This window comes from Rhizobium sp. SEMIA 4085, assembly GCF_013004495.1.
Classification (GTDB): Bacteria; Pseudomonadota; Alphaproteobacteria; order Rhizobiales; family Rhizobiaceae; genus Rhizobium; species Rhizobium gallicum.
Genome location: NZ_JABEPH010000183.1, coordinates 1 through 11,826, shown reverse-complemented (window position 1 = coordinate 11,826; position 11,826 = coordinate 1). Strand labels below are relative to the sequence as shown.

Here is an 11,826-nt window from a genome sequence, read left to right as displayed (position 1 = left end):
CGCAGGACTACCCCCCGAAGAGGGACGCGCAGGGGCGCGTCAAGGTACGAAAGCGGCTCGTCAAGGAGGATAGCGGCGGGATTGCGAACGATTGCCCGACCCATTGCGACGCGCTGGCGCTGCCCGCCCGATAGCTGACGTGGACGGCGCTCGAGGAATGGGCCGATTTCCAGAATGGCTGCGGTTTCGGCAATGCGCCGGTCGATTTCGGCGCGCGCGACGCGGCGATTTTTCAGTCCATATTCGAGGTTCTGACGAACCGTCATATGGGGGTAAAGCGCGTAGTTCTGGAACACCATCGCGATATCGCGCTTTGCGGGCTCGACGGTGCTCACGTCGGTTCCCGCAATATGCAAATGCCCTGAACTGATGCTCTCAAGGCCGGCAATCATTCGTAGAAGCGTCGACTTGCCACAGCCCGAAGGCCCGACAAGCACGATCATTTTGCCGTCGGCGACAGTCAGGTTGACACCTTTCACCGCTGGGACCTGACCATAATTCTTCTTCAGATCGATGAGTTCTATGGCTGCCATTTCGTTCCTCCCGTGCGCCGTCATACATTTGTAACATGGTATTGACATTTGTAACAAGTCACCCCTAACCTGTTTTCATCGCCACCTTGGGAGGGGTCAGCCGCAGCCGGCAAAGCCGACGCACAAACAGCAGGCGATGGAGAGGAAAACGAAATGACAGACAAGGCTTCAGAAAACCACCGCCAGTTCGGGCGGGTCTTCAAGAGCGTTGCGGCTGGCGCCGCCGCACTGGTCTTAAGCTTTAATATCGGAGGCAATGCGCTCGCCGCAGACCGGGTAAAGGTCGAATGGTGGAATGCCGCCAGCGGCCGGCTTGCCGAGATCACCAAGCAGCTGATTTCAGATTTCAACGCTTCTCAGGACAAATATGAGATCGTCGGTGTCAGCAAAGGCAATTATGAGGAAACGATGGCTGCAATGGTTGCGGCCTATCGCGTTGGTCAGCAGCCTGTTTTGATTCAGGCTGCCGAACGCGGCTTCCAGACAATGTACCGGTCCGGCGCGATCATTCCGGTTCCTGAACTCATGGAGCGGGAAGGCTACAAGATCAACTGGAACGATTTTGTTGCACCCGTTGCGGGCTTTTATCTCATTGACGGCAAGCCCGCCGCGATGCCGTTCAACAGCTCGACTCCGATCTTCTGGTACAATGCCGAACAGTTCAAGGCGGCCGGCTTTGAAAAGCCTGGTGAAACCTGGCAGGAAGTCGAAAAGCAGCTTTATGCGATCAAGGAAAAAGGCATCTCGAAATGCCAGATGGCACTCGCCAACGACTTCTACTGGAGCCTGATCGAGAATTATGCGGCCATACAAGACCAGCCCTATGGCACCAAAGCCAATGGTTTTGGCGGGCTGGATACCGAGTTCGTCTTCAACAAGAGCCCGCTGGTCGTCGGTCAGGTGGAGCGCTTGAAAAAGTGGATGGATGACGGCGTCTTGCAGATCGCCGGCCAGGGGCTTTCTCCCGATCAGCTCTTCATCTCGGGCACCTGCTCGACCTATGTCGCCTCGACGGCCGCCCATGCTGCTGTGGAGGCGGGCGCAAAGTTCAAATGGAGCGCGACCTTCCTGCCGCACGAGGAAGGCATCGAACCGAAGAACAGCACGATCGGAGGCGGTGCGCTCTGGGTGCTCAAGGGGAAATCCGAGGACGAATACAAGGGCGCGGCCGCCTTTTTGAATTTCGTCGCTTCGCCGAAGACACAGGTCTGGTGGAGCAAGCAGACGGGATATGTGCCGGTCACCAACGCAGCCTACGAGCAGGCCAAGGCGGAAGGCTACTACAAGGAGCATCCGACGCGTGAGATCGCCATTCTGCAGCTTTCCCGCGGTACGCCGGACGATAATTCCCGCGGCTTCCGTTTCGGCAACCACAATCAGTCGATGGCGCTTCTTGTCGAAGAGATCCAAGGGGTCTGGACCGGTCAAAAGACCCCCCAAGAGGCGCTTGATTCAGCGGCTGCCCGCGGAAACCAGATTCTTCGCCAATATGAGCAGCTCCATGCGGGGAAATAGTCCAGTGCAGGTCATCGGAGGCGCTCCACGGCGCCTCCGCATCCTGGGAAGGCCATTGTCCCGCCTGGCGACAGCGCGCTCCCCCGAGGCCGGTCTCAAGGCTGCGCATTTCAACAAGCCGTGGCTCGCTGCCCTGCTCGTTGCGCCTCAGTTGCTGATCCTGCTGTTTTTTTTCTTCATCCCTTCCTACAAGGCATTGTCGCTCGCCTTTGTACAGGTCGACCCATTCGGTGGCCTGCAGATCTTCGTCGGCCTGAAGAATTTTCAGACGTTGCTGGCGAGCCCTGAATATAGAAGCAGCGCCCTCTTTACGCTGTGGTTCACGCTGTTCCAGAACATTGCAACGCTTGGCCTTGCGGGGCTCTTTGCGTTCGCCACGGATTTCGTCATCCGCGGCCGCGCCATCTACAAGAGCATCATCCTGATGCCTTATGCGATTGCGCCTGTCATATCCGGCGTGCTTTGGGCCTTTCTGTTCAATCCGGCTGTCGGTCCGATCGCACAGTTCCTGCATTCGCTGGGCATTGCCTGGGATCCGAACAGACGGCCATTCGATGCACAGATTCTGGTGACGATTGCCTCCATCTGGAAGAACGTCTGCTATGACTACATCTTCCTGGTTGCCGCATTGCTTGCGGTTCCGGCCTCGCTGCTGGAAGCTGCCAAGCTTGATGGGGCGGGCCCGGTTCGGCGGTTCTTCACGATTTCCCTGCCGCTCGTCTCACCGACGGTGTTCTTCCTCGTCGTCATGAACTTCGTCTACGGCCTCTTCGAAACGTTCGGCATCATCGCTGCCGTCACGCGTGGCGGGCCTGCAGGCGCCACAAACAGCCTGGTCTACAAGGTCTATCAGGACGGCTTCGTGCAGCTCGATCTGGGGTCGTCAGCTGCCCAGTCGGTGATCTTGATGATCGTCGCGGTCCTTTTCACGGTCCTCCAGTTCCGAGCGCTTGAGCGCAAGGTCAATTATCAGGTGTAGCCATGGGCGAACGAAATCTCGGTCTTTCGATCTTCTGTCACGTTGTTCTGTTGGTTGGCGCAGCTTTCGTATGCTTGCCGCTCTACTTTGCCTTCGTGGCAGGTTCGCTCACGCTGGAAGAGGTGCAGCAGGCTCCTTTCCCGCTCGTGCCGGGCTCGCATTTTATCGACAATGTCGCAGTCGCCTGGAGGCAAGGCGATTTTGCGCAAGCTTTCCTCAACTCGATCATCGTGACGGGCGGGATCGTCATCGGCAAGCTCGCCATTTCGCTCATTGCGGCTTTTGCCGTGACCTATTTTCGCTTCCCGTTCCGCATGACCGCATTCTGGCTGATTTTCGTTTCCTTGATGCTGCCCGTGGAAGTCCGCATCATCCCGACTTACGAGGCCGTCGCCGACGCTGCGGGCCCGATCCGCTGGCTTTCCGGCATCACAGGATTTGCAGGCCTTTTGGAAAACCTGACGGGCTACAGCATCGAAACATCCATGAAGTGGAACATGGTGAACACCTATGGCGGTCTGATCCTGCCGCTGATTGCCTCCGCGTCGGCGACATTTCTCTTCCGCCAATTCTTCCTGACCGTGCCTGAGGAGCTGTGCGAGGCGGCGAAACTCGATGGTGCCGGCCCCCTTAAATTCTTCAAGGATGTGCTGCTGCCGCTTTCCACCGCCAATATCGCGGCACTTGCAATCATCCTCTTTCTCTATGGCTGGAACCAGTATCTTTGGCCGCTGCTCTTTACCACCGACAAGACGATGGCGACCGCAATTCTGGGTCTTAAGGAGCTGGTTCCGGTGTCAGATTCCGTGCCTGCATGGAACATTGCCATGAGTGCCGCTCTCTTCGTCATGTTGCCTCCGGCAGTCATCATTCTCCTCATGCAACGCTGGTTCACCAAGGGGCTGGTAGACTCCGGCAAGTAGGCCTTTGCCCAGACAATAAGGACAATTTCGATATGGTTTACATCATCGGTCATCGCGGTGGCCGCAATCTCTGGCCCGAAAACAGCCTTTCTGGCTTCCGCAAGCTGGCTGAAATGCCAGTCGAAGGCGTCGAATTCGACGTGCATTTGACCCGTTTTGGCGAACTGCTCGTCATTCACGACGCAACCCTTGATCGCACGACCGATCACTCCGGACCGGTCTTCGACCTTGCTCCAGGCGAGCACCGAAGCGTCAGGCTGAAAGACAGCGACGGAGAGGCGATACCGACGCTTGACGAGGTTCTCGAGATATTCAAGTTCAGCGCCCTTGAGCTGCATATCGAGCTGAAGGCGGATGCGAAAGGGGATGCCTATCCGGGCCTTGAGAGGAGGGCTGCAAACCTCGTCGATAGCCTCAAGCTCGCCGACCGTTCGTTCCTGACGAGCTTTCACGCCAGCGTTCTTCAAACTGTCCGTGAGGTTGCGCCGCATATCCGGACGCTGTCTTCATTTGACCGCGCAGCCGCCGAGCGAGGTGGCCTCAGATCCGGCCTTAAGAAAATGGAGGAGCTCGCCGACATCATTGCCGTCGAAAAGTCTCTGCTTGCGACGCATTGGGACGAAATCACGTCCTTCATTCCCTTTGACCGGCTCGGCGCATGGGTGCCGAATCACACTGCAGACATTGCCTATTGGTTGGCCAAACCGGTCCGGCAGATCACGACCGACAGGCCGGATCTTGCCCTTAGCATACGGGGTTCGTGAACCGTGTCCTTATCTGCGACAGACCAAACGCGCGCCGCCAATCGCTCCAACCCGGATCCCCTTCAGAACATTGACCTGGTCATTTTCGACTGCGACGGCGTGCTCATCGACAGCGAGCCGATCGCAAGCCGCACGCTTGCGGAAGCCCTGCAGGAGGCGGGCGTGGCAATCACCCCTTCCGAAGCCCATGAAAAATTCACGGGCAATTCCGAAAGGGTGATCCGCGACATGTGCGTCCGCGACTACGGCTTGGGTGACGTTGCAAACGTCTTCCAAGCCTGGCATCGGCGGCTTTACGCCGAATTCGCACGGTCCTTGACGCCAATGGCTGGCATCGGCGACATCGTTGCCAGCCTAACCCGGCCGAAATGTGTTGCATCGAACAGTACGATGCACCGGCTTCGCGCGAGCCTCGGCAGGCTCGATCTCTGGCAGTGCTTCCACCCGGGGGTCTTCAGCGCCGAGGCCGTGGCGCGGCCAAAGCCTGCCCCGGACCTTTTATTGCATTGCGCGGAGAAATTCGCGGCAAGACCGGCACGATGTGTCATGGTCGACGACAGTCCGCATGGCGTTGCGGCAGCCGTCTCCGCCGGCATGATCGCCATAGGCTTCGTTGATCCTGCCGATCCGAGGCCGGCAAGGAAGGCATTGCTTGTTTCCTCGGGCGCCTTTGGCGTGGCAACCGGAGCCGGAGAATTAACGCCAATGCTGTTGGCAGCGAGCCAGTCGATCAAGGCCTAGGTCTCCATCCCTCCCGAGACGTCCGGGCCGACTTATCTCTTGAAACTCCGCCATCTCTCTGACGGCGGCTTTATGGGGCTCTGTGCGCGCGACTTCGTGGAACTGGAAGCAAAACGTTCTCACGCGCCGAGCCTCAGCCTACCTTAACTGTACAACAAGATGTCTGACCAGCGAGTCGCTACGTTTCGTTACACTTCGGATCATTTTGAAAACATGACCGATACGTCAATCGGGCAAATGACACTTCCCAAAACGACGTCGCCAGCGACGCAGCAAAGGAGTGTTTGGAGATGACGAAGATCGATAAGGTTCTTTATACGGGCAAGACCCGGACAACCGGCGGCCGCGAGGGGGCCTCTCGCAGTGACGATGGTCAGCTGGACATCAAGCTCTCGCCTCCGGGCAGCAATCGGGACGGCACCAATCCCGAGCAGCTCTTTGCCGCCGGATGGTCGGCCTGCTTCATCGGCGCAATCGGCATTGCCGCGGGCAAGCGAAAGGTGAAGCTTCCTCAGGATCTTTCCGTTGATGCCGAGGTCGATCTTGGAAACAGCGACGGCGCCTATTTTCTGCAGGCCCGCCTTAACGTTCGCCTGCCGGGTATCGAGCCGGCATTGGCAACGGTCCTGGTCGAGGAAGCGCATCAGACATGCCCATATTCCAAGGCGACACGCGACAACATCCATGTGGAACTGCAGATCGTCGAGTAACGCAAGCGGCCGCCTCAGGCCCCAAGGGTCTGCGGCGGCCGGATTACGCGCAACGCGAACGGAAGAAGACATCCCCCATGTTCTGCGGAGGACGAATGAGACTGCTGACCATCTCTATCCTGAGCGGGGCAATCTTCGCGACGCCCTGTCTCTACGATTTCGCCTCGCAGGAACCTTCTCCGCTGGCTGGCCTGCGCACGGCGGCGTCTGCGCTCGCCGTTGAAGCGCCCGGCAGTCGCGCTAAAAACCGCTTGCCCCGGCAGCGTTGCGCATCCGGATACGCGAGTGAACCTCGACGCTTCGAGGTCGCGGCCGGCGGCTTGATCGCGACGGCGCAAGCTGGCCATTCGCAGGGTGCTGCCGGCGGCAGGATCAGTTCCTTTGCATCATCTCGCTGATGATTTTCGAGAGGCTATAAAGGCGCTGCTCGATCATTGTCGGAACCTCGCAGACATAAGAAAGCGACTGGACACGCTCTTCGAAGATGCGCGTCTCCCATGTCAGTTGCGCCGTCTGCCTGGCAAGCTCGGTCTGGTCGGCATCAGATGCCGTGCGCATCTTGTCGACCTCTGCGGCCTTTTTTCTGAGATCGGCGGCAAGCTGCCTTTGACTTTCGGCATAGCGCGAAATGCCGGAGATGATCAGGCCGCGTTCTATGTTGATCTTGTCAAACACGCCCATGAAAAGCTGCTCCAGCTTTTCATGGGCCTGATCCTTGGGCAGCGATGCGATATAATCGGAAATCTGCTTGCGGGCATCATCGATCGGATTGCTGCGCTTGACGAGTTCGGCGGCGAGGTCGGACAATCGAGGGTCCTTGTCCCATTGCTTGGCCGTTTCGGGAAGCTCGCCGGCGTTCCACACCTGGCCGATCGAAAGTTCAGGCACCTTGCGCTGAACGCAAGGCCAGTCCGGATCGGTGTTTGTTGCGGGGTGTGCCGCCGGTGCCGCAGACAGCGCGGCAAGGATTGCGATCACGAAAACGCGTCGGCTCACTGGCTTGCTCCCATCTCCTGCTTGCGGACGGTCAGGCCACGTGCGGGATTATAGGCCAGGATGGCTCCCCCCAACAGGGCAAGCGTGACGGCCAGAACGACGGCAAGTGATGTCCATTCGATACGCGCGTAAAAGGCGAAGCGGATGAGTTCGACCGCATAGGTGAACGGGTTGAGGAGGCATATCTTGTAGAGCAGCGGGCTTGCTTCTTGAACCCGCCAGAGCGGGTAAAGTGCCGAGGAGGCGAAATACATGGGAAAGATCACGAAATTCATGATCCCTGCAAAATTCTCCAATTGCTTGACAAGCGATGACAAGAGCATTCCCAACGCTCCAAGCATCAGCCCTGAGAAAAACAGGGCAGGCAGGATCATGAAATAGCCGGCGATTGGCGCCTTTACGTCCCATAACCAGGCAATCGCCAGGAATGCATAGACCTGGAGAAGCGAAACGGCAACGCCGGCCAAAAGCTTGGATACGAGAAGATACCAGCGCGGAAATGGACTGACGAGCAGGATACGCATATTGCCCATCTCCCGGTCATAGACCATCGACAGGGAGGACTGCATGCCGCTGAAGAGGAGGATCATCCCGCACAATCCAGGCGTGATGTAGACCTCGTAAAGAACATAGGTCTCATACGGCGGAATGATCGAAACGCCCAGCACCTGCCGGAAACCGGCTGCGAATATGAAGAGCCAGAGCAGCGGCCGCACCAGCGAGGAGACGAAGCGCTCCTTCTGCGAGAGGTAGCGCAGCCATTCGCGAAACAGAATACCCCGCAGGCACACGAGGTACTGGATCGGCGTGAAGCCTTTCCATTCCCCGGCGGTCGCACCGCCCAACGTTCTGGTCGCGCCGCTCATTGTTTTCCTCCCCGGATATTCATGTCCGCGATACCGGTAAGCTTTGAGAATGCCTGATTGATGGTCTCCGTGCCGGTGTGGGCAAGAATGGCCGAAACCGGACCATCGGCGACGAGCTTTCCCTGGTCCAGGACCAGGATCTGATCCGCCTGACCAACCTCGTCGATCAGGTGGGTTGCCCACAGCACGCTGATGCCGGCGTGTTCCACGAGAGCACGAATATCCCTCAGAATGGTCGCACGCGACTTGATGTCGAGCCCGACCGTCGCCTCATCGAGCAGCAAAAGGGAAGGCCGGTGCAGGAGCGCCCGGACGATCTCGACACGCCTGATCTGTCCGCCGGACAGACCGCGGACCTTTTCCTCGATGCGGTCGCTCATGTCGATGGACCGAAGAAGCTCGTCGATCCGTTGCCGCGCCACACGCGATCCGATGCCGTGCAGGGAGGCGTGATAGAGGAGATTCTGTCGGACACTCAAATCGAGATCGAGGGTGCGGGCCTGAAACACGATGCCGAGATGTCTGAGTGCGGGGCCGGGATTGCGATCTATGTCCTGGCCGAACACGCGAATGCGGCCCGCCGGCGGCGAAAAAAGATGGCTGACGAGTGAAAACAGCGTCGTCTTGCCGGCACCGTTAAGCCCCAGAAGAACGGTGAAGCGCGAGGGCTCTATGGAAAACGACACATTGTCGAGCGCCTTTCGCTGCCCATAGCTATAGCTGACGGAAGTGAGTTCGAGTGCGGCGAGCGCCGCACTCTCCTGCCTATTGGATGTCTCGTCCAAGCGGGATTCAAGCTTCATTGGATATACCTTTCACAAGCGGCGTTGCCGCAGGCGAGCAGGACGCCCGGGATGCCTACTTGATGATGATCTTGCCTGTCATGCCCTTGTCGGCAAGGTCGGGAATCGACCATGTGTATTCTCCCGGCCGCACTGTTGAAAACTGCACGTTGATCGTTCCTTCTGAATCGAATTCGAGCCATGCCGGGGCTCCATTCATGTGAACCTCGAGATCGTTGATGACGATCTGATTCATCCACACGTTGCGAAACAGATCGGTTACGAACTTGTACTCAAGGCCGGCCGCCGACGTGATCTTCCACCGGTAGCCCTGTCCTGAAACGAGTTCGAAGTCTTTCCGGTTCACTGCGTAGCTGTCGTCCTTCGATCCGAGGATCAATTCCGGCACGTTTTGGCTTGCGCGCGTAACCTTGGGCTCGGGATCGCCGTCATCGTCATCGCCGGACTGGGCAAGGGCCGGTTGTTGGGTAGAAAGAGCGCCGATAAGAATTGCAAAAGCAATGACTGCGAGTTTCATGCTGTCCTCCTTTTGGAAAGCGGAACGCCTATCAGTTGGGTGCTACGGTCACTCCCCACGGCATGGCGCCGACGGTGACGGATTTGACCGGCTCGTCGCCCGCCGTGTCGATGAAGGTGATATCGTTGGAAAGACCGTTCGTGCTGATCAGGTGCTGGCCGTCGGGCGTGAAAGCCAACTGCCAGACACGCTGACCGACAAGGATATATTTCTCGACCTCATAGGTTTGCGTGTCTATGACCGCCACGCGGTTGGCCGGGCCGAGGGCGACATAGGCTTTCTTGCCATCCGCCGAAATCCGCACGCCAACGGGCTGAACCGCCTCCGAGCGCAAGCCCTGGATCTCAAACGTGATCTTTTTGACGATTTGTCTGGAGCCATTGTCTATGACGGAGACGGTTCCACCGATTTCCGAAGAGATCCAGACCTGTGAACCGTCGGGCTTGAATTCGGCAAAGCGCGGACGCGAGTCGACGAGCACGTTGGCGACGATCTCATGGGTCGAGGTATCGATAAAATGCGCCATGTTCGTCGTTTCGGAGGTGTTCACCATCGTCTTTCCGTCGGGGCTGATGCCCATGCCTTCAGGCTCCACGCCGACCGGTATTTCGGTGATCACGGATTTATTGTCGACGTCGATGACGGTGACCAGATTGTCGTCCTCATTTGCGACGTAGAGCGTCTTGCCGTCAGGCGATAGCACGAAGAGCTCCGGATCCGGACCGGAAGGCAGTGTCCCGATGATCTGATGCGTTGCCGTATCGATGATCTCGACGGTGTCGTCGTCGCTCGCGCAGACATAAAGGTGCTTTCCGTCATGGGAAATCGTAATGCCGCGCGGCCTTTGTCCAACATTGATTGTCTGGGTGACTTCCATCGTCTTGGAGTCGACGACGGTGACGGTGTTGTCCTTCTCGTTCGAAACATAGACGGTATTGGCCAGAGACGGTCCCGCATACAAGACGGCGGCGATTATTCCCGCAAGCAGATAAACATGTCTGTGCATTCTTTCCTCCCATTGCCTGTTCAGTTCAATTTGCAGGCTGTCTCCGGTTGATCGATCCCCAATGTGTCGAGTTCGGAAAACTGGTGAAGAAAACCCTCCTGGGGCGAGGTGGAGATCACACCACGCCCATCGCCGAGCAGAATTGGCTGGCGGAGCTGCCAGTTCCAGCGACGGAAGCTCACCTTCTGTCCCTTGAAGGCCGCCAGTGAGAAATTCTCGTCTTTTATGAAGGCTTCGATCTGAGCAGGATCGTTGCCGTTGGTCCGCGTCGCGGCCTCGCCGAGGATGCGGGCTGCCGTCCAGGCCTGCATGTCCTTGCCGAGCATGCGCCGTCCCGTCGCCTTCACGAAGCGGTTCTGGATCTGAGAGCCGCCCCATTGTTCGCTGGCCGGATGCCAGGACGAGGCAATGAGGCCCGCCGTGCCGGCGACGGGCCGCGGGTCCCAGGTCCGGAAAGGAACATAGCTTCCAAAGACCTCGCTCTCGTCGGCAACAATGACGACATCATGGTCGGGCAGGCCCTGGGTGAAGACCGGCATCTGTCGCTGCACCTGAACGACGCCGCTGTCGGTTCTGCGGGCCGTGCCCGTATCCTTGTAGAGCCGCTCCTCGACGATCGTCGCACCGAAACGCTTGGCAGAGCGCCGGATCGCGTCCGCAAAAAGCTGGTCCGGTTCGTGGGAACCATAAAGCAGCACCCATTTGCGCCACTGCTTCCAGATCAGATACTGCGCCAGGCCATCGGCAAGCATGGTGCGCGTCGGCGCGGCGTGGAAGACGTTAGAGCGGCATTCCTGCTCGCGCAAAATGTCGTCGGTCGAGCCGACATTGAAGAGAAGCACACCGTTCTCCTTGGCGAGATCGGCAATCGAGAGCAACTGTTTGGTTGATATGTCGGTCAGCACATATTTCTCGCCGCGCGCCAGCATCTGCCTGAAAACCGGGACGACATCCTCCTCCCGTTTCGTCTCTACCACGTCCAGGCTGTACGACTGGCCGAGAAATCTGCCGGTCGTGTTGTTGTCGTTGATGGCGATATTGGCTCCGGCAACGCCTGCATCGCGCGGGGGGACATCCAGGACCGACAGCGCAAGTTGTGGCTCATAGGCGCGCAGATATCCTATGCGGATTTCCGTTGCAGGTCCGTTGGCGGGATTTTGCTGCGCCATCAGATGCGGCGCATTGACGAGCAGCGAAAAACAAGCGAATAAAAAGATAAGAGTATTCGGCACCATACTCTTCATGGTCATACCACGCTCCGCGCCGGCTTCAACGAAGGCGGACGCGCTGTCTCGATTAGGTGCCCACTATGTTTGTAGTCCAATCCCCGATAAACTCAATACTTGCACTCAACTTTTCCCGCCACGGTTGGGAAAAATGCGGCGCCTGCGGAGACATGCCATGACATTGATGTTGGCCAGTGTTCAAAATCGCAACGAGGCGGAGATCGTTCTACAGGCAGGTGGGGACGAT

General features: G+C 58.2%; 14 protein-coding genes. 7 read left to right on the top strand and 7 right to left on the bottom strand.

What is annotated here, in order from left to right; genetic code table 11:
- Nucleotides 1-533, bottom strand: a 533-nt coding sequence (locus C9413_RS18490; RefSeq protein ID WP_170250736.1) for an ATP-binding cassette domain-containing protein, incomplete at its 3' end; no start/stop codon positions are given.
- Nucleotides 534-686: 153 nt separating this feature from the next.
- Here C9413_RS18490 and C9413_RS18485 point away from each other — a divergent pair.
- The 7 genes from C9413_RS18485 to C9413_RS18455 all read left to right on the top strand — a co-directional run bounded on the left by C9413_RS18485 (nt 687) and on the right by C9413_RS18455 (nt 6,563).
- Entirely contained in the window at nt 687-2,048 is a 1,362-nt protein-coding gene (locus tag C9413_RS18485) for an extracellular solute-binding protein (RefSeq protein WP_040115789.1), read from the top strand.
- On the top strand, nt 2,035-3,027 hold the full coding sequence (locus tag C9413_RS18480; protein WP_170250735.1) for an ABC transporter permease subunit: 993 nt from the start codon (nt 2,035-2,037) through the stop codon (nt 3,025-3,027). The genes C9413_RS18485 and C9413_RS18480 overlap by 14 nt, the downstream gene beginning before the upstream one ends.
- A gap of 2 nt (nt 3,028-3,029) precedes the next feature.
- Complete coding sequence (locus C9413_RS18475) at nt 3,030-3,950, top strand: ABC transporter permease subunit (RefSeq protein WP_040115787.1); 921 nt, start codon at nt 3,030-3,032, stop codon at nt 3,948-3,950.
- Between the two features lie 32 nt (nt 3,951-3,982).
- Nucleotides 3,983-4,714: a glycerophosphodiester phosphodiesterase family protein gene (locus tag C9413_RS18470; protein ID WP_040115786.1), complete on the top strand. Its 732-nt coding sequence runs from the start codon at nt 3,983-3,985 to the stop codon at nt 4,712-4,714.
- A gap of 69 nt (nt 4,715-4,783) precedes the next feature.
- Complete coding sequence (locus tag C9413_RS18465; protein WP_040116638.1) at nt 4,784-5,455, top strand: HAD family hydrolase; 672 nt, start codon at nt 4,784-4,786, stop codon at nt 5,453-5,455.
- A gap of 290 nt (nt 5,456-5,745) precedes the next feature.
- The gene (locus C9413_RS18460; RefSeq protein ID WP_040115785.1) at nt 5,746-6,165 is read left to right on the top strand and encodes an organic hydroperoxide resistance protein; all 420 of its coding nucleotides are present in this window, start codon (nt 5,746-5,748) and stop codon (nt 6,163-6,165) included.
- A gap of 95 nt (nt 6,166-6,260) precedes the next feature.
- Nucleotides 6,261-6,563 (top strand): hypothetical protein, encoded by a 303-nt coding sequence (locus C9413_RS18455; RefSeq protein WP_170250734.1) that lies wholly within the window; start codon nt 6,261-6,263, stop codon nt 6,561-6,563.
- Here the strand turns inward: C9413_RS18455 and C9413_RS18450 are convergent.
- The 6 genes from C9413_RS18450 to C9413_RS18425 are packed head-to-tail and all read right to left on the bottom strand — an operon-like array spanning nt 6,538 to nt 11,522.
- Nucleotides 6,538-7,161: a hypothetical protein gene (locus tag C9413_RS18450; protein ID WP_040115783.1), complete on the bottom strand. Its 624-nt coding sequence runs from the start codon at nt 7,159-7,161 to the stop codon at nt 6,538-6,540. The genes C9413_RS18455 and C9413_RS18450 overlap by 26 nt on opposite strands.
- Nucleotides 7,158-8,027, bottom strand: a complete 870-nt coding sequence (locus C9413_RS18445) for an ABC transporter permease (protein ID WP_052451837.1) — start codon at nt 8,025-8,027, stop codon at nt 7,158-7,160. Before C9413_RS18445 ends, C9413_RS18450 begins: the two co-directional genes overlap by 4 nt.
- A complete protein-coding gene (locus C9413_RS18440) occupies nt 8,024-8,830 on the bottom strand; it encodes an ABC transporter ATP-binding protein (protein WP_052451836.1) in 807 nt (268 codons plus the stop codon). Before C9413_RS18440 ends, C9413_RS18445 begins: the two co-directional genes overlap by 4 nt.
- 55 nt (nt 8,831-8,885) lie before the next feature.
- Nucleotides 8,886-9,347 (bottom strand): hypothetical protein, encoded by a 462-nt coding sequence (locus C9413_RS18435; RefSeq protein ID WP_040115782.1) that lies wholly within the window; start codon nt 9,345-9,347, stop codon nt 8,886-8,888.
- Between the two features lie 31 nt (nt 9,348-9,378).
- The gene (locus C9413_RS18430) at nt 9,379-10,353 is read right to left on the bottom strand and encodes a YVTN family beta-propeller repeat protein (protein ID WP_040115781.1); all 975 of its coding nucleotides are present in this window, start codon (nt 10,351-10,353) and stop codon (nt 9,379-9,381) included.
- Nucleotides 10,354-10,373: 20 nt separating this feature from the next.
- On the bottom strand, nt 10,374-11,522 hold the full coding sequence (locus C9413_RS18425; RefSeq protein ID WP_170250737.1) for an ABC transporter substrate-binding protein: 1,149 nt from the start codon (nt 11,520-11,522) through the stop codon (nt 10,374-10,376).
- Nucleotides 11,523-11,826 lie beyond the last annotated feature (304 nt).

Bases quoted from the DNA above. Each gene is read 5' to 3' on its own strand.
- C9413_RS18485 (WP_040115789.1), top strand. From the start codon at position 687: ATGACAGACAAGGCTTCAGAAAACCACCGCCAGTTCGGGCGGGTCTTC.
- C9413_RS18480 (WP_170250735.1), top strand. From the start codon at position 2,035: ATGCGGGGAAATAGTCCAGTGCAGGTCATCGGAGGCGCTCCACGGCGC.
- C9413_RS18475 (WP_040115787.1), top strand. From the start codon at position 3,030: ATGGGCGAACGAAATCTCGGTCTTTCGATCTTCTGTCACGTTGTTCTG.
- C9413_RS18470 (WP_040115786.1), top strand. From the start codon at position 3,983: ATGGTTTACATCATCGGTCATCGCGGTGGCCGCAATCTCTGGCCCGAA.
- C9413_RS18460 (WP_040115785.1), top strand. From the start codon at position 5,746: ATGACGAAGATCGATAAGGTTCTTTATACGGGCAAGACCCGGACAACC.
- C9413_RS18455 (WP_170250734.1), top strand. From the start codon at position 6,261: ATGAGACTGCTGACCATCTCTATCCTGAGCGGGGCAATCTTCGCGACG.
- C9413_RS18445 (WP_052451837.1), bottom strand. From the start codon at position 8,027: ATGAGCGGCGCGACCAGAACGTTGGGCGGTGCGACCGCCGGGGAATGG.
- C9413_RS18440 (WP_052451836.1), bottom strand. From the start codon at position 8,830: ATGAAGCTTGAATCCCGCTTGGACGAGACATCCAATAGGCAGGAGAGT.
- C9413_RS18435 (WP_040115782.1), bottom strand. From the start codon at position 9,347: ATGAAACTCGCAGTCATTGCTTTTGCAATTCTTATCGGCGCTCTTTCT.
- C9413_RS18430 (WP_040115781.1), bottom strand. From the start codon at position 10,353: ATGCACAGACATGTTTATCTGCTTGCGGGAATAATCGCCGCCGTCTTG.
- C9413_RS18425 (WP_170250737.1), bottom strand. From the start codon at position 11,522: ATGGCGCAGCAAAATCCCGCCAACGGACCTGCAACGGAAATCCGCATA.